Consider the following 21,147-nt stretch of genomic DNA (forward strand, 5'->3'; position numbering starts at 1 on the left):
GTCCTCGCTTACGATGGCCGTTGCGGCGGGGACTGTCCCGTCGTGCCCGCGCACCCCACCGTGCCCAGGCCCGACCGGCAAGGAGCCAGCCTACGTGTCCGTCTTCGGCAAGATCATGCGTGCAGGAGAAGGCAAGATCCTGCGCAAGCTGCACCGCATCGCGGACCAGGTCAATTCCATCGAAGAGGACTTCCTCAACCTCTCCGACGCCGAGCTGCGTGCCCTGACCGAGGAGTACAAGCAGCGGTACGCGGACGGCGAGAGCCTGGACGACCTGCTGCCCGAGGCCTTCGCGACCGTCCGCGAGGCCGCCAAGCGCGTTCTCGGTCAGCGTCACTACGACGTGCAGCTCATGGGCGGTGCCGCCCTGCACCTGGGATACGTCGCGGAGATGAAGACCGGTGAGGGCAAGACCCTCGTCGGCACCCTCCCCGCGTACCTCAACGCCCTGTCCGGCAAGGGCGTCCACCTGATCACGGTGAACGACTACCTCGCGGAGCGCGACTCCGAGTTGATGGGCCGGGTGCACAAGTTCCTCGGCCTGTCGGTCGGCTGCATCCTCGCCAACATGACCCCGGCGCAGCGTCGCGAACAGTACGGCTGCGACATCACGTACGGCACGAACAACGAGTTCGGCTTCGACTACCTGCGCGACAACATGGCGTGGTCCCAGGAGGAGCTGGTCCAGCGCGGCCACAACTTCGCGGTCGTCGACGAGGTCGACTCCATCCTGGTCGACGAGGCCCGTACGCCGCTGATCATCTCCGGCCCGGCCGACCAGGCCACCAAGTGGTACGGCGACTTCGCCAAGCTGGTCACCCGCCTGACCAAGGGCGAGCCCGCCAACCCGCAGAAGGGCATCGAGGAGACCGGCGACTACGAGGTCGACGAGAAGAAGCGCACGGTCGCGATCCACGAGGCCGGCGTCGGCAAGGTCGAGGACTGGCTGGGCATCGACAACCTCTACGAGTCGGTCAACACCCCGCTCGTCGGCTATCTGAACAACGCCATCAAGGCGAAGGAACTGTTCAAGAAGGACAAGGACTACGTCGTCATGGACGGCGAAGTCATGATCGTCGATGAGCACACCGGCCGTATCCTCGCCGGTCGCCGCTACAACGAGGGCATGCACCAGGCGATCGAGGCGAAGGAAGGGGTGGACATCAAGGACGAGAACCAGACCCTCGCCACGATCACCCTGCAGAACTTCTTCCGCCTCTACGACAAGCTGTCCGGAATGACCGGTACGGCCATGACCGAGGCCGCCGAGTTCCACCAGATCTACAAGCTCGGCGTGGTGCCGATCCCGACGAACCGGCCGATGCAGCGCATGGACCAGTCGGACCTGATCTACCGCACCGAGGTCGCGAAGTTCGCCGCCGTCGTCGAGGACATCGCCGAGAAGCACGAGAAGGGCCAGCCGATCCTGGTCGGCACCACCTCGGTCGAGAAGTCCGAGTACCTCTCGCAGCAGCTCGCCAAGCGCGGCATCCCGCACGAGGTGCTCAACGCCAAGCACCACGAGCGCGAGGCGTCGATCGTCGCCCAGGCCGGCCGCAAGGGCGCCGTCACGGTCGCCACCAACATGGCCGGCCGCGGCACCGACATCAAGCTCGGCGGCAACCCCGACGACCTCGCCGAGGCGGAGCTGCGCCAGCGCGGCCTGGACCCGGTCGAGCACGTCGAGGAGTGGGCGGCCGCGCTGCCCGACGCCCTCAAGAAGGCCGAGGCCGCGGTCAAGGAGGAGTTCGAGGAGGTCAAGGCGCTGGGCGGCCTGTACGTCCTGGGCACCGAGCGCCACGAGTCCCGCCGCATCGACAACCAGCTGCGCGGCCGCTCCGGCCGTCAGGGCGACCCCGGCGAGTCCCGCTTCTACCTGTCGCTGGGCGACGACCTGATGCGCCTGTTCAAGGCCCAGATGGTCGAGCGCGTGATGGCCATGGCCAACGTCCCCGACGACGTGCCGATCGAGAATAAGATGGTCACCCGCGCCATCGCCTCCGCCCAGTCCCAGGTCGAGCAGCAGAACTTCGAGACCCGTAAGAACGTCCTGAAGTACGACGAGGTGCTCAACCGCCAGCGCGAGGTCATCTACGCCGAGCGCCGCCGCGTCCTGGAGGGCGAGGACCTGCAGGACCAGGTCAAGCACTTCATGGACGACACCATCGACGACTACATCCGCCAGGAGACCGTCGAGGGCTTCGCGGAGGAGTGGGACCTCGAGCGGCTGTGGAGCGCGTTCAAGCAGCTCTACCCCGTGCGCGTGACCATCGAGGAGCTCGAGGACGCCGCCGGCGACCGCGCGGGCATCACCGCCGAGTTCATCGCCGAGTCCGTCAAGGACGACATCCACGAGCAGTACGCGGCCCGCGAGGAGCAGCTCGGCTCCGACATCATGCGCGAGCTCGAGCGCCGCGTCGTGCTGTCCGTCCTGGACCGCAAGTGGCGCGAGCACCTCTACGAGATGGACTACCTCCAGGAGGGCATCGGCCTGCGGGCCATGGCCCAGAAGGACCCGCTCGTGGAGTACCAGCGCGAGGGCTTCGACATGTTCACCGCCATGATGGAGGGCATCAAGGAGGAGTCCGTCGGCTACCTGTTCAACCTGGAGGTCCAGGTCGACCAGCAGCTGGAGGAGGTCCCCGTCGACGAGGCCGAGCGCCCGTCCCTGGAGAAGGTCCAGGACACCGTGCCGGCGGCCCGCCCCGAGATCCGGGCCAAGGGCCTCGCCGCCCCGCAGCGGCCCGACCGGCTGCACTTCTCCGCCCCCACCGTGGACGGCGAGGGCGGCGTGGTCGAGGGCGACTTCACCAACGACGAGCCGGGTGAGTACCGCTCCGAGGCGGACGGCCTGACCCGCGCCGAGCGTCGCAAGGCGCAGCGCAGCGGCGGTGGCGGCCGCCGTCGCAAGAAGTAAGCCGCGCGAGCGGCCTCGGAGGGGCGGGACACCGGCGGTGTCCCGCCCCTCCGGCGTTCTCTCCCTCGCGTCCGCCGCCCCCTTCATGCCCGCTGTGCCCCGCCCAGCTCGACGGCGGAGCACCGCCAGCGCAGGTCGGGGCAGTGCTCGAGCCGGAAGGCCAGCGCCCGGAGCCGGTCGCCGGAGGCGATCCGCGCGTACGCCTCGATCACCCCGGGCCGGGGCCGGAACTCGTCGCAGCGGCGTACGACCGGGACGGCGCGGGCCGGCGGCTCGGGGCGCAGGGGCGCGCCGGGGGCCAGGGCGGCCAGCTGGTCGTAGGCCGGGCCGAGGGCGTAGCCGAGCATCCAGTGCACCGGGCGCTGCCCGCTGAGGGTGAGCAGCAGGCGTTCGGCGAACCAGTAGCGGGGGTGCCGTTCGCGTTCGCGGCGGCGGGCGGCGGGTCCGTCGGCCGGGCGCCGGCTGTCCGTACGCCGGCCGTCCGTACGGCGTGGCGGTGCTGTCCTGAGGCCGCTCTTCGTCCTGTGCATCTCTCGCCCCCGCGGTGCCCGGGCCCGGTGCTCGTACCGGGCGGTAGGTTCGGTCGTGGATCTTCTACCGGCGGCTTCTCAGGGGCGGCAAGGACGCGGCGCGGGCGCGGGCGCGGCGGGCGGGGTTCACCTATCCGGGGGAGGCGGGCCGTGCCGGGCGGGCGCGGCCGGGAACGGCGGGGGCCGGCGGGGCGGCACGTGGGGGGTGACCGGCACTTCGAAGGGGGACTCGCGCCCGTATGCTGGCACCACTGTTCGTAAGCCCTCAGTCACCAGAAAGCGGCGGTCATGCGCGTCTACGTCCCCCTGACCCTCCCCGGTCTCGCCGAGGCGCACAAGGCGGGCGAGCTGGGCCCGGCGCCGCTGGACGCCTACGCCGTCACCCCCGCCCTGCGCGAGTGGTACGTCTCGGAGGACATCGAGGAGCTGGAGTACGCGGCCCTCGGGCGCGCGGCCCAGGGCTCGCTGCGCCGGCTGGCCGCCGATCCGGGGGCTCCGCGCCGCCGGGTGGTCGTCGCCGTGGACGTGCAGGACGGCGCCGTGACCATCGACCCCGAGCGGGGCCTGGACCAGTCGGCGCTCGGCTGGGTGCGGCTGGCCGAGACCGTGCCGCTGCGGAAGGCGGCGGCCGTGCACGTCGACTCCGACGACGCGGTGGAGGACGTGGCCGCGGCGGCCGCCGCCCTGGGGGCCGCGGACCGGGGCGACGACGACGCGCAGTTCACGGTGGACGGCGCCGAGGACCACGAGCTGATGTGGTTCGGCGTGCAGGAGATCCCGAACCTGATCTGACACCGGTCCGGGGCGTTGTCACACCCCCCGGGTACCGTCGTGGCATGGGGACGCACAACGTGAAGGACGCTGTGACCGCCGGGCACGCCGAGAGCGGGGCCGGGCGGGCGGCGCACATCGTCTGGGACTGGAACGGCACGCTCTTCCACGACGTCGACGCGGTGATCTCGGCGACCAACGCCGCCTTCGCCGAGCTCGGCCTGGAGCCCATCACCCTCGCGCGCTACCGCGAGCTGTACTGCGTGCCGATCCCGCGCTTCTACGAGCGGCTGATGGGCCGCCTCCCCACCCCGGCCGAGTGGGACCACATGGACACGGTCTTCCAGCGGCACTACCGGGACCATCACATACGCTGCGCGCTCGCGGACGGGGCCGAGTCGCTGCTGCGGCGCTGGCAGGAGGCGGGCGGCACGCAGTCGATCATGTCGATGTACGGGCACGAGGACCTGCTGCCGCTGGTGCGCGGCTTCGGCATCGAGCGCCGGTTCATCCGGGTGGACGGGCGCACGGGCCCCTCCGGCGGCAGCAAGGCGGAGCACATGGCCCGCCACATCGCCGGTCTCGACGGGGTGAGCGCCCGCCGCACGGTCGTCATCGGCGACGCGGTGGACGACGCCGTGGCGGCGGCCCACGTCGGCGCGCACGCCGTGCTGTACACGGGTGGTTCGCACAGCCGTGAGAGCCTGGCGGAGGCCGGGGTTCCGGTGGTGGACAGCCTGGTGGAGGCCGTCGCGGAGGCCGAGCGTCTCGTCGGCTGACTCGTCGCTGTCCAGAGCGTCAAAGTTCGGGCCCGGGATTTGTACGAAAGCAGCTCGTGACGATATCGGGGGGAAGAGCGATAGCCTTACCAGGTGATCAGCGCGATATCCAGCAGGGGCGACGACGCCTCTGTCCTGCTCCCGGGATGCCACCGCACCCGGGCCGCCGCTGGTCCCCGGAACCGGGCGCTTCACACGAACTTCATCGAGAACGTCCCGGTCACCCCTCATCCCGGCATAACGTCGAAGACGACCGGAGACTCCGGGTCACGGCGTGAAGCCATCACCACCTATGTCTCGCAACGGCGCGCGACAGGAGCCAGAGGACATGCAGACCAAGCTGGACGAAGCCAAGGCCGATTTGCTCGAGCGGGCGGCCCGCGTCGCTGAAACCGGTCCGGCCGGGGGCCCACGCCCGGGTGGACCCCAGGGCGAGGGCGGGGTCGACCACGAGACCATGACCGCCTACCTCCAGCGTTATTACCTGCACACCGCGCCCGAGGACCTCACCGGACGCGATCCGGTCGACATCTACGGCGCGGCCATGTCGCACTACCGCCTGGCCGAGCAGCGGCCGCAGGGCACCGCGAACGTGCGCGTCCACACCCCGACCGTGGAGGAGAACGGCTGGACGTCCAGCCACTCCGTGGTCGAGGTCGTCACCGACGACATGCCCTTCCTGGTCGACTCCGTCACCAACGAGCTCTCCCGGCAGAACCGCGGCATCCACGTCGTCATCCACCCGCAGGTGATCGTGCGCCGCGACCTGACCGGTCGCCTGCTCGAGGTTCTCGGCTCCGCCTGCGACGCCCACGGCGCCGGCACGGGCACGGACGCCGAGCCGCCGCACGACGCGCTCGTCGAGTCCTGGATCCACGTCGAGATCGACCGCGAGACCGACCGCGACGACCTCAAGCAGATCGCCGCCGACCTGGTGCGCGTCCTCAACGACGTCCGCGAGACCGTCGAGGACTGGGGCAAGATGCGCGACGCCGCCCTGCGCATCGCCGACGGGCTCGCCGACGAGCCGACCGACGACATCCCCCGCACCGAGCTCGACGAGGCCCGCGAGCTGCTGCGCTGGCTGGCCGCCGACCACTTCACCTTCCTCGGCTACCGCGAGTACGACCTGACCAAGGTCGACACCGACGGCGACGAGGAGGACGTCCTGACGGCCGTTCCCGGCACCGGCCTGGGCATCCTGCGCTCCGACCCCTCCCACACCCCCGACGGGCACCACGACGGCCACCACGCGCCGCTCTCGCGCCCCTCCTCGCCCTCCTTCAGCCGGCTCCCGGCGGACGCCCGCGCCAAGGCCCGCGAGCACAAGCTGCTCGTGCTGACCAAGGCCAACAGCCGCGCCACCGTCCACCGCCCCTCCTACCTCGACTACGTCGGGGTCAAGAAGTTCGACGCCGAGGGCAACGTCGTCGGCGAGCGCCGCTTCCTGGGCCTGTTCTCCTCGGCCGCGTACACCGAGTCCGTGCGCCGCGTCCCGGTCATCCGCCGCAAGGTCGCCAAGGTCCTGGCGGACGCCGGCTTCAGCCCCGACAGCCACGACGGCCGCGACCTGCTCCAGATCCTGGAGACCTACCCGCGCGACGAGCTGTTCCAGACCCCCTCCGACCAGCTGCGCGCCATCGCCACCAGCGTGCTCTACCTGCAGGAGCGCCGCCGTCTGCGGCTGTACCTGCGCCGTGACGAGTACGGGCGCTACTACTCCGCCCTGGTCTACCTGCCGCGCGACCGCTACACCACCGGCGTCCGGCTGCGCCTGATCGACATCCTCAAGGAGGAGCTCGGCGGCTCCAGCGTCGACTTCACCGCCTGGAACACCGAGTCGGTCCTGTCCCGGCTGCACTTCGTCGTCCGCGTCGAGCCCGGCGCCACCCTGCCGGACCTCTCCGACGCCGACGTCGAGCGCATCGAGGGCCGCCTGGTGGAGGCCGCCCGCTCCTGGGCCGACGGCTTCGCCGAGACGCTGACCGCCGAGGTCGGCGAGGAGCGCGCCGCCGAGCTGCTGCGCCGCTACGGCCAGGCCTTCCCCGAGGGCTACAAGGCCGACCACAACCCCCGCAGCGCCGTCTCCGACCTCGGTCACCTGGAACAGCTGACCATGGCCGGCGGCGACCGCGACTTCGAGCTGAGCCTGTACGAGCCGGTCGGCGCGAAGCCGGGCGAGCGCCGCTTCAAGATCTACCGCACGGGCGAGCCGGTCTCGCTCTCCGCCGTCCTGCCGGTGCTCCACCGCCTGGGCGTCGAGGTCGTCGACGAGCGCCCGTACGAGCTGCGCTGCTCGGACCGGACCACCGCCTGGATCTACGACTTCGGGCTGCGGCTGCCCGAGAACATCGTGGGCGACGACGCGCGCACCCGCTTCCAGGAGGCCTTCGCGGCCGTGTGGACCGGCGCCGCGGAGAACGACAACTTCAACAACCTCGTCCTGCGGGCCGGCCTCGACTGGCGGCAGGCGATGGTGCTCCGGGCGTACGCCAAGTACCTGCGGCAGGCCGGTACGACCTTCAGCCAGGCGTACATGGAGGACACCCTCAGCAACAACGTCCACACCACCCGCCTGCTGGTCAACCTCTTCGAGGCCCGGATGTCCCCGGCCCTCCAGCGCGCCGGCAACGAGCTCATCGACGGGCTCGAGGAGGAGCTGGACGGCGCCCTCGACCAGGTCGCGAGCCTGGACGAGGACCGCATCCTGCGCTCCTTCCTGACCGTCATCAAGGCCACGCTGCGCACCAACCACTTCCAGCGCGACGCCGACGGCGCCCCGCGCCCCTACCTGTCGATCAAGCTGGACCCGCAGGCCATCCCGGACCTGCCGGCGCCCCGCCCGGCCTTCGAGATCTGGGTCTACTCCCCGCGCGTCGAGGGCGTGCACCTGCGCTTCGGCAAGGTCGCCCGCGGTGGTCTGCGCTGGTCCGACCGGCGCGAGGACTTCCGCACCGAGGTCCTGGGCCTGGTCAAGGCGCAGATGGTGAAGAACACCGTCATCGTGCCCGTCGGCGCCAAGGGCGGCTTCGTCGGCAAGCAGCTGCCGGACCCGTCGGTGGACCGTGACGCGTGGCTGGCCGAGGGCATCGCCTCGTACAAGACCTTCATCTCCGGCCTGCTCGACATCACCGACAACATGGTCGGCGGCGAGGTCGTGCCGCCCAAGGACGTCGTCCGCCACGACGAGGACGACACCTACCTCGTCGTCGCCGCCGACAAGGGCACCGCGACGTTCTCCGACATCGCCAACGAGGTCGCCCAGTCCTACGGCTTCTGGCTCGGCGACGCCTTCGCCTCCGGCGGCTCGGCCGGCTACGACCACAAGGGCATGGGCATCACCGCCCGCGGCGCCTGGGAGTCGGTCAAGCGCCACTTCCGCGAGCTGGGCCACAACACCCAGACCGAGGACTTCACGGTCGTCGGCGTCGGCGACATGTCCGGTGACGTGTTCGGCAACGGCATGCTGCTCTCCGAGCACATCCGCCTGGTCGCCGCCTTCGACCACCGGCACATCTTCCTCGACCCGACCCCGGACGCGGCCGTCTCCTACGCCGAGCGCCGCCGCCTGTTCGAGCTGCCGCGCTCCTCCTGGGCCGACTACGACACCTCCCTGCTGTCGGCGGGCGGTGGCATCCACCCGCGCACGGCCAAGTCGATCCCGGTCAACGCCCACGTGCGCAAGGCCCTCGGCATCGAGCCGGGCGTCACGAAGATGACCCCCGCCGAGCTGATGAAGACCATCCTCAGCTCGCCGGTCGACCTGCTGTGGAACGGCGGCATCGGCACGTACGTCAAGGCGTCCACCGAGTCGCACGCCGACGTGGGCGACAAGGCCAACGACGCCATCCGCGTCGACGGCCAGGACCTTCGGGTCAAGGTCGTCGGCGAGGGCGGCAACCTGGGCCTGACCCAGCTCGGCCGCATCGAGTTCGCGCTGTCCGGCGGACCGGAGTCCACCGGCGGCCGGATCAACACCGACGCCATCGACAACAGCGCCGGCGTGGACACCTCCGACCACGAGGTGAACATCAAGATCCTGCTCAACGCCCTCGTCATCGACGGCGACATGACCGTCAAGCAGCGCAACAAGCTGCTGGCGGAGATGACCGACGAGGTCGGTGAGCTGGTGCTGCGCAACAACTACGCGCAGAACGTCGCCCTGGCCAACGGCGTGACCCAGGCCCCCAGCCTGCTCCACGCCCACCAGCGGGTCATGCGCAGGCTCACCCGCGACGGCCACCTGGACCGCGCGCTGGAGTTCCTGCCCAGCGACCGGCAGATCCGCGAGCGGCTGTCCGCCGGCCGCGGGCTGACCCAGCCCGAGCTGGCCGTCCTCCTCGCCTACATCAAGATCACCGCGGCCGAGGAGCTGCTCACCACCGAGCTGCCCGACGACCCGTACCTGCAGCGGCTGCTCTACGCCTACTTCCCGCAGGCGCTGCGCCAGTCGTTCGGCGAGCAGATCGACAGCCACGCGCTGCGCCGCGAGATCGTCACCACCGTCCTGGTCAACGACACCGTCAACACCGGCGGTTCGACGTTCCTGCACCGCCTGCGGGAGGAGACCGGGGCCTCGCTGGAGGAGATCGTCCGGGCGCAGACCGCGGCCCGTGAGATCTTCGGCCTCAACGCCGTGTGGGACGCCGTCGAGGCGCTGGACAACGCGGTCTCCGCCGACGTCCAGACCCGCATCCGGCTGCACTCGCGCCGTCTGGTCGAGCGCGGCACGCGCTGGCTGCTCAACAACCGGCCGCAGCCGCTGCAGCTGGCGGAGACCATCGAGTTCTTCCGCGACGGCGTGGACGCGGTCTGGGCCGAGCTGCCCAAGCTGCTGCGCGGCGCCGACATGGAGTGGTGGCAGTCCATCCACGACGAGCTCGTCGCCGCCGAGGTGCCCGACGAGCTGGCGGTCAAGGTCGCCGGCTTCTCGTCCGCCTTCCCGGCGCTCGACATCGTCGCCACCGCCGACCGCACGGGCAAGCAGCCGCTGGACGTGGCCGAGGTCTACTACGACCTGGCCGACCGGCTGCACATCAGCCAGCTGATGGACCGGATCATCGAGCTGCCGCGCTCCGACCGCTGGCAGTCCATGGCCCGTGCCTCCATCCGTGAGGACCTCTACGCCGCCCACGCGGCGCTCACCGCCGAGGTCCTGTCGGCCGGCAACGGCGCCTCCACGCCGGAGGAGCGGTTCCGGGAGTGGGAGGAGCGCAACGCCGCGATCCTGACCCGGGCGCGCACCACGCTGGACGAGATCCGCGGCTCGGACGCCTTCGACCTGGCCAACCTGTCGGTGGCGATGCGCACGATGCGCACGCTGCTGCGCACGCACGGCTGAGGCGCGGCCTCCGCATCGGTATGAAAGGGGCGGCTCCGGGGAAAACCCCCGGAGTCGCCCCTTTCGCATGCTAAGAGAGACGGATGACAGTCGTTCCACGGCTTGTTTCCCGCCCGCCACGGCTCGTTTCCCTCCCCGCCCGTCGCGAGACGGCCGTCGCGGTGGCCCTCCACCTGGCCGTGGCAGCCGTCGGCTTCGCCGTGCTGCTGCTGGTGAGCCACCACCTCGGGCACGGGGTGCACTGGATCCTCCACCGCTGGGACAGCGGCAACTACCTGCGCGTCGCCGAGCGCGGGTACCCCGGCGCCATCGCCTACCGCCCCGACGGGACGCCCGAGTACAGCCGGCTCGCCTTCTTCCCGCTCGTACCGGCCCTCATCCGTGCCACGCACCTGCTGACCGCGCTTCCCTACGCGTACGCGGGCGTGCTCATCTCCTGGTGCGCCGCCGCGGTGGCCGCGGCCGGGGTGTTCGTGCTCGTACGGGCGGCCGGGGGGAGCGCGGGCGCCGGGTACGCGTGCGTGGCGCTGTGGTCCTGCTCGCCGTACGCCTTCGCGCTGTGGGTGCCGTACTCCGAGGCGGTCTTCAGCGCGCTGCTGGTGTGGGCCCTGGTGGCCCTGCTGGCGACCCGCTGGCTGACGGCCGGGGTGCTGTGCGCGCTGGCCGGCGCCGTCAGACCCACGGCCACGGTCCTCATCGCGACGCTCGCGCTGGCGGCGGGCTGGGCGGTGCTGCGGGGGCGGGACGGCTGGCGGCCGTGGGCGGCGCTGGCGCTGGCGCCGCTGGGGCTGCTGGCCGGGTGGCTGTTCCTGGGCAGCAGGGTGGGCCGCTGGGACGGCTGGTTCGAGGCGGAGCGGGCCTGGGGGCAGTCCTTCGACTTCGGCGTCGGCACGGTCCGGTTCCTGTGGGAGGTCCTCCTCTACCGGGACGGACAGGCCGGGGACGTACGGCACGTGGCCGTCGTCGCGGTGGTGCTGCTGACGGCGGTCGGGGCGCTGGCCCTGGCGCTGGACCGGAGCGTGCCCTGGCAGCTGGCCGCGCTGGTCGCCGCGGCCTGGCTGCTGATGATGGGAACGCCCGGCTCGCAGTTCTCGAAGCCACGCTTCATGCTGCCGTTCCTGCCGGTTCTGCTGCTGTTGGTGGCCAGGCCGCTCGCGCGTGTTCCGCTTGGGGTGCGGTGCTGTCTCTACGGTGGAGGTGCGGTGGTCTCGGGGTGGTACGCGGCCGGCTTGCTCGTACTGTTCGACGGCTCGCCATGACCTCCGTCGCCCGCCGCGCCGCCGTGCCCGGGCTCGTGCCGCGTGACGTGGCCGGGCAGGGCGCGGAACACCCAGGCCCGGTAGGACCAGAAGCGGAACAGGGTGGCCGTGGCGATGCCCAGGAACTTGAAGACGTTGCTGAGGAAGGGGCTCGCCCATCCGAAGCCGTAGGTGGCGGCGTAGAGGATGCCGTTCTCGATGACCAGGCCGACGCCGCTGAAGGCGGCGAAGAGGAAGACCTCCCTGCTGCGGTGGCCCTTGTCGCGGTCCCGGTAGGTGAAGTAGCGCAGGCCGAGGTAGTTGAAGGCGATGGCCACGGTGGTCGCGATGACGCTGCAGCGCACCACCGGCAGACCGGTGGCCCCCCGGCACACGTTGAAGACGCCGAGGTTGACGAAGATCCCCAGGCCGCCCACCGTGCCGAACTTCGCGAATTCGTGAACGAGCGCCATCAGGCGGTCGCGGCCACGCGCGCGTGTGGCCCTCGTCCCTCTCGATGGTGTCGGTCGCAAGGGCTTCTCCCGATACGGTCGCCACGCCTAGCGGACATTTCACGTAGACAACCGATTGTAGTGTAAATTGCCGCAAAAAATGACGCAGTGCGATGAGGCGAACACAACGGGCGAGGAACTGGCATGACAGAGGCGGTACTGCTCGTCGGCGGCAAGGGCACTCGGCTCCAGCCGCTCACCATCAACACGCCCAAGCCCATGGTCCCCGCGGCGGGGGTGCCCTTCCTCGCCCACCAGCTGGCCCGCGCGAGAGCTGCCGGGGTCGACCACGTGGTGCTCGCCACCTCCTACCTCGCCGAGGTCTTCGAGCCCTACTTCGGCGACGGCTCCGCCCACGGCCTGCGGCTCACCTACGTCACCGAGGACGAGCCGCTCGGCACGGGCGGCGCCATCCGCCACGCCGCCCGCGCACTGACCTGCGGGCCGTTCGAGCCCGTCCTGGTCTTCAACGGCGACATCCTCACCGGCCTCGACATCCGGGACCTGCTCCTGCGCCACGAACGGGCGCAGGCCGACGTCACCCTCCACCTGACGCGGGTGGCGTCCCCCGGCGCCTACGGGCTCGTGCCCACCGACGCCGACGGCCGGGTCCTCGCCTTCACCGAGAAGCCGCAGCGGCCCGAGGAGATCGTCACCGACCAGGTCAACGCCGGCTGCTACGCCTTCCGGCGCGAGGTGATCGACGCCATTCCCGGCGACCGCCCGGTCTCCGTCGAACGGGAGACCTTCCCCGGCCTGCTCGCCGACGGCGCGCTGCTGCACGGCGTGGTCGACGCCTCGTACTGGCTGGACGTCGGCCGACCCGCCTCCTTCGTCCAGGCCTCCGCCGACCTCGTCCGCGGCATCGTCCGCTCCCCGGCCGTCCCGGGGGAGCCCGGCGAACACCTCGTGCTGCCCGGCGCCCGCGTCGAGCCCGGAGCCCGGATCGGCGGCGGCACCGTCGTCGGCTCCGGCGCCCACATCGCGGCCGGCGCCGACGTCCAGGGCTCCGTCATCCTCGACGGCGCCCGCATCGAGGCGGACGCGCGCGTACACGCCTCCATGGTGGGCAGCCGCGCCCGGGTGGGCCCGCGGACCGTGCTCGACGGCGCGGTGATCGGCGACCACTCCCGGATCGGCGCGGACAACGAACTGCGCGAGGGGGCCCGCATCTGGTGCGGCACGGCCATCCCCGACGCCGCCATCCGCTTCTCCGCCGTGTGACCCCCGCTCCCGTCCGTCCTCCACCGGTCGTGGTCATCTCCGCCGGTCGTACCGACAAGGAACCGCCGCCCATGAGCGTTCACCGCCGCACCGCCCCCGCGACACCGCTCCCCGCGGAATGGGGCCGCACCCCCCTGACCGTGGTGATGCCCACCTACAACGAGGCGCAGAACCTGCCCACCATGGCCGAGGCGCTGATGGCCCTGCCGCTGCCGGGCCTGCGCCTGCTGGTCGTCGACGACAGCAGCCCCGACGGCACCGGCACCATCGCCGAGCAGCTCGCCGAGAAGTACAACGAACTCGGCCGCACCCGCATGGACGTCCTGCACCGCACCGCCAAGGACGGCCTCGGCCGCGCCTACGCCGCCGGAATGGACCGGGCGGTCGGCGAGGGCGCCGCCTACGTCCTGCAGATGGACGCCGACGGCAGCCATCCCGCCGACCGGATCGCCGAGATGCTCGGCGTCGCCCTGGCCACCGGCGCGGACGTCGTCGTCGGCAGCCGGTACGTGCCCGGCGGCACCCTCTCCGACGCCTGGGGCACCCACCGCAAGCTGCTCTCGCGCTGGGCCAACGCCTACGCCAGCGGCATCCTCGGCACCCGCGTCCGCGACATCACCGGCGGCTTCAACCTCTGGAGCGCACAGGCGCTGCGCGCCATCGACCTCGCCTCCGTCGACAGCGCCGGCTACAGCTTCCAGGTCGAGATGAAGTACCGCGCGCTGAAGGCCGGCTTCACCGTCGTGGAGGTGCCGATCCACTTCGAGGACCGCACCGCCGGGGAGTCGAAGATGAACCTGACGGTCCAGCTCGAGTCCGTCGCCATGCCCTGGCGGCTGCGGTCGAAGGCGCTGCGCGCGGCGAAGCCCGGCAAGCGCACCCGCTGACCCGTGACCCGGACCGCCCCGCCCCTCGCCGTGCGCGCCGCACGGCGGTCGGCCGCCGCCGCCGTCGTCCTGCTGACGGTCCTGCTGCTGCTCATGGTGGTGCGGCTGCCGTGGTCCGGCGACCTCGGCATGCACGGGGCGGTCCTCGAGCGGCTGCGCGCCGACCTCCTCCATCCGGGCAACCCCCTGGTGGACGAGGACACCGACAGCCCGTACTACTCGCCCTGGACGGTGGCGCTGGCGCTGGTCGCGACGGTGGGGGGCTGGAGCACCTTCGCGGTGCTGCGGCTGGCCGCGCTGGCGGGCCTCGTCCTGCTGGGCACGGGGACCGCCGCCTTCGTACGGACGTTCACCCGGAGGCGGGCGGCGGTGCCGCTCGCGCTGCTGTGCGTGCTGCTGCTGTACGGGGTGCGGCTGTTCGCGTGGAGCGGGGTGCCGGGCCTCACCTCGCTCTGCCTGACGCTGGCCTACCCCAGCACCTTCGCCCTCGGGCTCGCCCTCCACCTGTGGGCGCTGCTGCGGCGGGCCCTGGCCGGGGCCTGGGGGCTCGCCGGGTTCCTGGCGCTGGGGGCGCTGCTGGCCGGGGTGCTGCTGTGCCATCAGTTCACGGGAGCGGTCGCGGTGCTGGGCGCGGTGGCCGTGCTGCTGGGCGCCCGGCCGTGGCCGGGGAAGGTGGTGCGACGGAGGGTGGCCGCCGGGGCCGCGGTGGCGCTGGCGCTGCCCCTGTGCTGGCCGTACTACCCCTTCCTCGCGCTGGCCGGCGGTGGCGGCCTGGACGCGATCCACCGGCCTCTCTACGGCCATCTGGCACAGAAGTTCTGCCTGACCGGGCTGGGCGTGGTCGCCCTGGCGGCGCGCCTGCGGCGCGACCGCCGCGATCCCCTCGGGCTGCTGTTCGCGCTGAGCGCCGCGGTCTTCGCCGCCGGATGGGTGAGCGGGCACTACGCGTGGGGGCGGGTGCTGCCGGCCGTGCTGCTCTCCGCCCAGCTCGCGCTCGCGGTCGAGGTCGCGGAGGCGGCCGCACGCGGCGCGGGGGCGCGGCGGTGGCTGCCGGCCGTGGTGACGGGCGCGGCCCTGCTGGCGGGGGCGTGGACGCAGGCCGGCGTCCTGTCGTACGTCCTGCGCAAGGACGCCGTTCCCCCCGGGCTGCGCGACGTTCCGGCCGTCGCCCTCTGGCCGCGGTTCGGCTGGGCGGCGGCGAAGGTGCCCAAGCGCGCGACGGTGATGACGGACGACTACTACGCGCTGCGCACACTGCCCGCCTATGGCCCGTACACGGTGGCTCCCGCCTACCCCGATGCCTTCCTTCCCGACGAGAAGCGGCGCCGGGAGGCCACCCGGCGCTACTTCGCCCCTGCCACGACCCGGGCCGAACGGCTCGGCATCCTCAAGGAGTACGGCGTGCGATGGGTGCTGCAGAAGAACGGCGGAACGGGTCTCGCGCCCGGCGATCCCGCGCTGCGGGCGGCGGCGCGGGGGCCCGGCGGGTTCTCGCTGCTGGAGGTCGTCGACCGGTGAACGCCCCCTCCGAGCAGACGCGCGCCGGTTCCGGTTCCCCTTCCGGTTCCCCTTCCGATCCGGTGGCCGACGGATCCGGGCGCCCGGACGGCCTGGCCCGCCTGCTGCGCGCCAGGGCCTCGTGGCCGGTGCTGACGGCCGCGGTGCTGCTGTTCGTGCTGAGCTCGATCCGCCCGTACGCCAAGGACCGCATCGGCATCGACAACGCGGTCGTCGTGCGCGCGGCCCGGGCGCTGCTCGAGGGCGGCTCGCCGTACGCGGACAGGCGGTTCCTGTACCTGCCGGGGGCCGTCTTCGCGGCACTGCCCCAGACGGTCCTCTCCGAGCGGGTGCTGTTCTACGCCGTTCCGGTGGTGACGGGCGCGCTGGTGGCGGCGGGGGCGGTGCTGGCACTGCGGATCTTCGACGTGCGGGCCGACAGCCGGCTGGCGGCGGCGACGGCGGTGGGGATCGCGTTGTTCCTGCCGTTCCACAGCCTGGTCTTCCTGGGCAACTGGACGGCGGCCTCGGTGGTGGCGTTCCCGGCGGCCCTGCTGCTGGCGCGGCGGGGAAGGTGGAGCGCGGCGGGCGCGGTGGTGGGCGCGGCGATCGCGCTCAAGCCGATGCTGGTGCCGCTGCTGCTGCTGTTCGTCCTGGCCCGGCGGTGGCGGGCGCTGGGATGGGCGGCGGCCGTCCTGGCCGGGGTGTCGCTGGCGGCGGCGTCGGCCATGCCCAGGCCCGGGCTGTTCTTCACCCGGACGCTGCCGTTCCTGCTGCACGGGCAGGACGCCTACGCGCGTCCGTTCGACGCCGCGTGGCCGTCCGTGCTGCCCCGGCTCGGGGTGCCGCAGCCGCCGGCGTTCGCGCTGGCCGTGCTGGCGGCGGTGGTGGTGCTGTACTGCGCCGGGCTGCGGTGGCGGAGCGGGGGTGAGGCGGGGGTCCGGCTGGTGGAGTGCGGGGCGCTGCTGATGCTGGCGGCGTTCGTGGTGTCGCGGCCGTCGTTCCTCAACTACGCGCTGGTCGTGGTGCCATCGCTGGTGGCGTCGGTGGTGGTGCGGGGGGCAGTGGTGCGGTCGGTGTGGTTCTGGATGCCGCTGGTGCCGCAGTTGGGCGGTGTGCCGTGGCCGGGGCTGGACTCGGCGCCGCGGCACGCGTTCAAGGACATCGTGATGTTCGGGGGGCTGGCGGCGGTGCTGGCGTTGGCGGCCTGGCGGGGACGGAACCGGGGGCGGAATCCGGGGCGGACCGGGGGTTTGGTTACTGTCCGTAGTGGTGATTACTCTCAGTATCGAGAATCGGCCGCCGCTGCCGGCGCCGCCGAGTCGCTGCCCGACCGGAAGTGAGGTGATCGTATGCCCGCCACAGGTGAGTCCGCGCCCGTTCCCGGCGAACCCTTGTCCGCCGCCGGCGGGGGCGCTCCCGACGTCAGTGTCGCGCCTGATGACGGCGTCGTACCCGATGCCGGCGTCGTGCCCGATGTCAGCGTCGTGGTGATCGTCTACAACGACGCCCCCAGACTCCCGCGCGCCGTGCGGTCGGTGCTCGGGCAGTCGCTGCACCGCCTGGAAGTGATCGTCGTCGACGACTGCTCGACGGACGCCACGCCGTCCGTCGTGCGGGAGCTGGCCGCGTCCGATTCCCGGGTGCGCGGCCTGCGGCTGCCGGCCAACAGCGGAGGGTGCGGCGCGCCGCGCAACGCCGGCATCGCCGCGGCCCGGGCGCCCTACGTGATGTTCCTCGACAGCGACGACGAACTCCCCTACCACTCCTGCAAGTCATTGCTGCTGGCGGCCGAGGAGACCGGCGCCGACTTCGTGACCGGCGAGGTCACCCGCCTCTTCGAGGAGACCGGCACCACGGGCCTGTGGTACCCCGAACTCTTCGAGGACGTCCGCCTCGTGGAGGGCATCCGCGCGGCTCCCGAGTACTTCACGGACAACCTCTCCACCAACAAGCTCTACCGCGCCGACTTCATCGAGCGGCACGGCCTGCGCTTCCCCGAGGACCTGCACTACGAGGACCACCTGTTCACCGCCCGGGCCTTCACACTCGCACGCGCCTTCGCCGTCGTGCCCTGGCCCGTCTACACCTGGCGGCTCGCCGGAGACCCCGCGTCCGGGCCGTCCATCTCCTCCAGCCGGCACAAGATCCAGAACGTGGCGGACCGCATCCGGGTGGCCCGGCTCATCGACGACTTCCTGGAGGAGACGGGCAACGCCGACCTGAGGCCGGCCAAGGACGCCAAGTTCCTCCGGCACGACCTCCGTCTCCACCTGGGCGACCTGCCCTTCCGCGACCGCCGGTGGACCGAGGAGTTCGCCGCCACCGTCGTCCCCTATCTGGCAGGGGTCTCGGCCGAGGCCGTCGACGCCCTCCCGCCCGAACAGCGGATCTGCCAGTACCTGCTGACGGAGGGACGGCTCGAGGAGGCCGCCGAGTGCGCGCGCACCCTCGACCGCCCCCGGATCGCCCCGCGCCACGTCGTGGCGGACGACGCCGGGCGCACCTACTGGGGCCGGACCCCGCCGGCGGACGCGCGAGCCGCCGCCGTGCTGGACATCAGCGCGTGGCGGCTCGGCGAGCAGCCGTTCGCCACCGGTCCGCTGCGGCACGAAGTGGCCGCGCTCGAGCAGGCCGGTGCCCGGCTGCGGATCGCCGTGCGCACGTACGACCCGGCGCGGCTGCTGGCCGGCGCGGCGCCGGTCACGGCCGAGCTGCGCGTCGCCGCCGCCGGCGAGCCGCTCGTGGTGCCCTTCCGCTACGCCCCCGCCCAGGACCCTCCCGGTGCGCGGCGGGGACCTGAGGTGTGGACCGCCGATGTCGAGCTCGATCTGTCCCGGGTGCCCATGGGACTCAAGGGGTTCCGGGGCCGGCGCCACCCCGTGATCACGCTGGACCGGCTGGGGCTGACCCGCACCGACCCGCTGCTGGCCCCGGCCGGCCTGACCCCGCTGCGCGTCCGGACCGCGGGGCACGGGATCCGGGCGGCGTGCGAGGGCCGGGGCGCGGGCCGGCTCGAGCTGACCTGGGAGCGCACCGGCGCCCTGGGCCGCGCCGAGGCCGCCGGGCCGCACCTGAAGCCCGTCCGCCGCGGTGCCCACCGGCTCTCCCGCAGGATGACCGGCCCCCGCGCCAAGGCCCTGGCCTACCACGAGCTGCAGAAGCTGCCCATCGACGAGGAGCTCGTCGTCTTCGAGGCCCTGGAGGGCCGCGGCTACGCCGACAGCCCCCGCTACATCCACGAGGAGCTGTGCCGGCGCGGCCTCCCGCTGCGCGCCGTGTGGTCGTACGCGGGCAGCCGCTCCTCCTACCCGGACGGCGTGGAGCTGATCAGACGGGGCAGCTGGGAGTACGTCCGTACGGTCGCCCGCGCGCGGTACTGGGTGGACTCGCACGGCTTCCCGGCGCTCTTCGCCAAGCGGCCCGGCACCCGCTATCTGCAGACCTGGCACGGCCAGGCGTTCAAGCACATGGGGTTCGACATCCCCGAGCTGCGGCTCGCCGCCCCCGAACGGCGCCGGCAGCACCGCGAGATGGTGAACCGCTGGGACGCGCTGATCGCCCCGAGCGAGGAGTTCGAGCGCACATTCGTGCGGGCCAACGAGTACACCGGCGAGCTGCTGCGCACGGGCCTGCCCCGCAACGACGTGCTCGTGCGGTGGAACGACCCCGAGCAGCGCGAGCGCGCCGAGGCCGCCCGCGAGCGGCTGCAGATCCCCGACGGGCGCTCGGTGCTGCTGTACGCCCCCACCTTCCGCGACGGGGCGCGCGGCACCGGGGAGTCGGTGCGGGTGGACCTGGCGGAGCTGGCCCGCGCGGTCGGGGACGCGTGGACGGTCGTGGTCCGCCCGCACTACTACGAACGCTTCACGGTGCCCCGGGAGCTGGGGCACGCGGTGCGCGACGGCCGCGAGTTCACCGACCTCAACGACCTGATGCTCGCCTCGGACGCGCTGCTGACGGACTACTCGTCGGTGATGTTCGACTACGCCAACCTCGGCCGCCCCATCCTGCTCTTCGCCGATGACTACGACACCTACCGCTCCGTGGCGCGCGGGACGTACTACGACCTGGCGGACATCGCCCCCGGGCCGATGCTCTCGACGACCGGTGAACTGGCCGCGGCGCTGAGGGACCTGAAGGCGGTGCGCGAGCAGTGGGCCGGGGCCCACGCCGCGTTCCAGGAGAGGTTCAACCCGCTGGAGACCGGGCGCGCGAGCAAGGCCGTGGTCGACCTGTTCTTCGAGAGGAGCCCCCGGTGAGCCGTCGCGACGTCTTCCTCGTGGGCATCGACGTCGACTCCATGGGCGGCTCCCAGCGGGTGCTGCACACCCTCGCCCAGGGGTTCGCCGAGCGCGGCCACGACGTCGAGCTGACCGGCATCCGGCCGAGCCCCGAGCCGCACACCTATGCCGCCGACCCGGCCTACCGCCGCACCACGCTCTACCGCGCCCCGGCGGCCGCGGCCTGGCAGGCCGCCTCGATCGCCGAGCGGCTGAACCCGGCACGGCTGCGCGAGGCCCACGCCGAACGGGCCGAGCGTGACCGCGCCCGGCGGCGGCTGGCCCGGCGCTTCGCGGCGGCGCGGGAGGGCTATGTCGTCATCGGCTCGCCCTGGGCGGCGGTCTGGCTCGAGGCCGTGCCCCGGCCGCCGGGGCTGAGGGCCATCGGCCAGTACCACGAGTCCTTCGTCCAGGCCCGCTCGTCCGTCAACCTCCAGCTGATCCTGCGGCACTACCCGGAGCTGGAGAAGTCGTTGTTCCTCAGCGAGGCGGACGCGGCGGAGTTCCGCCGCCGGCGCCTGCCGAACGCGGGGGTGATGCCCAACCCGCTGCCCTTCACCCCCCTCGCGCCCGCACCCCTGGACACCCGGCGCGTCGGCGCGGTCGGCCGTCTCGAGCCCGTCAAGCGCCTGGACCGGCTGATCGACGCCTTCGCCACGGCCTGCGCCGGACACGAGGGGTGGGAGCTGCACTTCTTCGGCGACGGGCCGCTCGAGCCGGAGCTGCGGGCGCGGGCCGTCCGGTGCGGCATCGGCGACCGGGTGCGCTTCCGGGGCAGCGTACGCGACATGGCCGCCGCCTACCGGGAGCTGTCCGTCCTGGCCCTCACCAGCGAACGCGAGGGGCGCCCCATGGCCCTGGCCGAGGCCTCCGCGGCAGGGGTGCCCTGCGTCGGCTTCGACCTGTCCGGCGGCGTACGCGAGCTCGTGACGCACGGCCGTACGGGCACGCTCGTCCCGCACGGCGACACGGCGGCGTTCGCCGTGGCGCTGGAGGAGCTGATGGCCGACGGCGCGCTGCGCGAGCGCTACGGACGGGCGGCGCGCGAGCACGTCGCGCCGCTGGCGCTGCCGGCGGTGCTGGACCGGTGGGAGGCGCTGTTCGAGGAGATCGACCGGTGAGGCGGGCGAGGCGGGCGGTGTGCGCGGGGCGCGGGGACGCCGTGGCG

General features: G+C 72.5%; 13 protein-coding genes. 11 read left to right on the plus strand and 2 right to left on the minus strand.

Annotation, left to right across the window (positions count from 1 at the left end; all coding sequences use genetic code 11):
* Positions 1-94: 94 nt before the first annotated feature.
* On the plus strand, positions 95-2,917 hold the full coding sequence (gene secA, locus IE295_RS32235) for a preprotein translocase subunit SecA (RefSeq protein ID WP_190067352.1): 2,823 nt from the start codon (positions 95-97) through the stop codon (positions 2,915-2,917).
* Positions 2,918-3,000: 83 nt separating this feature from the next.
* On the opposite strand, the gene IE295_RS32240 is transcribed toward secA, so the two are convergent.
* Entirely contained in the window at positions 3,001-3,447 is a 447-nt protein-coding gene (locus IE295_RS32240) for an Rv3235 family protein (protein WP_190067353.1), read from the minus strand.
* 288 nt (positions 3,448-3,735) lie between these two features.
* Between IE295_RS32240 and IE295_RS32245 the strand changes: the two genes are divergently transcribed.
* From IE295_RS32245 to IE295_RS32260, 4 genes are all read left to right on the plus strand, one after another.
* Positions 3,736-4,239, plus strand: coding sequence for a DUF6912 family protein (locus IE295_RS32245; RefSeq protein WP_190067354.1), 504 nt, complete (start codon positions 3,736-3,738; stop codon positions 4,237-4,239).
* Between the two features lie 44 nt (positions 4,240-4,283).
* A complete protein-coding gene (locus IE295_RS32250; RefSeq protein WP_190067355.1) occupies positions 4,284-4,997 on the plus strand; it encodes an HAD family hydrolase in 714 nt (237 codons plus the stop codon).
* A 328-nt stretch (positions 4,998-5,325) separates the two neighbouring features.
* Positions 5,326-10,338 carry an NAD-glutamate dehydrogenase gene (locus tag IE295_RS32255; RefSeq protein ID WP_190067356.1) on the plus strand — a complete coding sequence of 1,671 codons (5,013 nt, stop codon included), beginning with the start codon at positions 5,326-5,328 and terminating at the stop codon, positions 10,336-10,338.
* 83 nt (positions 10,339-10,421) lie between these two features.
* The gene (locus IE295_RS32260; RefSeq protein ID WP_190067357.1) at positions 10,422-11,597 is read left to right on the plus strand and encodes a hypothetical protein; all 1,176 of its coding nucleotides are present in this window, start codon (positions 10,422-10,424) and stop codon (positions 11,595-11,597) included.
* Here the strand turns inward: IE295_RS32260 and IE295_RS32265 are convergent.
* A complete protein-coding gene (locus IE295_RS32265) occupies positions 11,525-12,049 on the minus strand; it encodes a GtrA family protein (protein ID WP_190067358.1) in 525 nt (174 codons plus the stop codon). The genes IE295_RS32260 and IE295_RS32265 overlap by 73 nt on opposite strands.
* A 183-nt stretch (positions 12,050-12,232) precedes the next feature.
* On the opposite strand from IE295_RS32265, the gene manB reads away from it, so the two are divergent.
* From manB to IE295_RS32295, 6 genes are all read left to right on the plus strand, one after another.
* Positions 12,233-13,312, plus strand: coding sequence for a mannose-1-phosphate guanylyltransferase (gene manB, locus IE295_RS32270; protein WP_190067359.1), 1,080 nt, complete (start codon positions 12,233-12,235; stop codon positions 13,310-13,312).
* 71 nt (positions 13,313-13,383) lie between these two features.
* Complete coding sequence (locus IE295_RS32275) at positions 13,384-14,199, plus strand: polyprenol monophosphomannose synthase (RefSeq protein ID WP_190067360.1); 816 nt, start codon at positions 13,384-13,386, stop codon at positions 14,197-14,199.
* 3 nt (positions 14,200-14,202) lie between these two features.
* Positions 14,203-15,717, plus strand: coding sequence for a hypothetical protein (locus tag IE295_RS34225; protein ID WP_268255743.1), 1,515 nt, complete (start codon positions 14,203-14,205; stop codon positions 15,715-15,717).
* A gap of 62 nt (positions 15,718-15,779) precedes the next feature.
* A complete protein-coding gene (locus IE295_RS32285) occupies positions 15,780-17,039 on the plus strand; it encodes a glycosyltransferase 87 family protein (protein ID WP_224323610.1) in 1,260 nt (419 codons plus the stop codon).
* A gap of 126 nt (positions 17,040-17,165) precedes the next feature.
* Complete coding sequence (locus tag IE295_RS32290) at positions 17,166-19,958, plus strand: bifunctional glycosyltransferase/CDP-glycerol:glycerophosphate glycerophosphotransferase (RefSeq protein WP_224323611.1); 2,793 nt, start codon at positions 17,166-17,168, stop codon at positions 19,956-19,958.
* A complete protein-coding gene (locus IE295_RS32295) occupies positions 19,955-21,100 on the plus strand; it encodes a glycosyltransferase (protein WP_224323612.1) in 1,146 nt (381 codons plus the stop codon). The genes IE295_RS32290 and IE295_RS32295 overlap by 4 nt, the downstream gene beginning before the upstream one ends.
* Positions 21,101-21,147: the final 47 nt, after the last annotated feature.

It is taken from the genome of Streptomyces griseocarneus (assembly GCF_014655595.1).
GTDB classification, from domain to species: Bacteria; Actinomycetota; Actinomycetes; order Streptomycetales; family Streptomycetaceae; genus Streptomyces; species Streptomyces griseocarneus.

Bases quoted from the DNA above. Each gene is read 5' to 3' on its own strand.
- IE295_RS32245 (WP_190067354.1), top strand. From the start codon at position 3,736: ATGCGCGTCTACGTCCCCCTGACCCTCCCCGGTCTCGCCGAGGCGCAC.
- manB (WP_190067359.1), top strand. From the start codon at position 12,233: ATGACAGAGGCGGTACTGCTCGTCGGCGGCAAGGGCACTCGGCTCCAG.
- IE295_RS32255 (WP_190067356.1), top strand. From the start codon at position 5,326: ATGCAGACCAAGCTGGACGAAGCCAAGGCCGATTTGCTCGAGCGGGCG.
- IE295_RS32275 (WP_190067360.1), top strand. From the start codon at position 13,384: ATGAGCGTTCACCGCCGCACCGCCCCCGCGACACCGCTCCCCGCGGAA.
- IE295_RS32265 (WP_190067358.1), bottom strand. From the start codon at position 12,049: ATGGCGCTCGTTCACGAATTCGCGAAGTTCGGCACGGTGGGCGGCCTG.
- IE295_RS32250 (WP_190067355.1), top strand. From the start codon at position 4,284: ATGGGGACGCACAACGTGAAGGACGCTGTGACCGCCGGGCACGCCGAG.
- IE295_RS32260 (WP_190067357.1), top strand. From the start codon at position 10,422: ATGACAGTCGTTCCACGGCTTGTTTCCCGCCCGCCACGGCTCGTTTCC.
- IE295_RS32240 (WP_190067353.1), bottom strand. From the start codon at position 3,447: ATGCACAGGACGAAGAGCGGCCTCAGGACAGCACCGCCACGCCGTACG.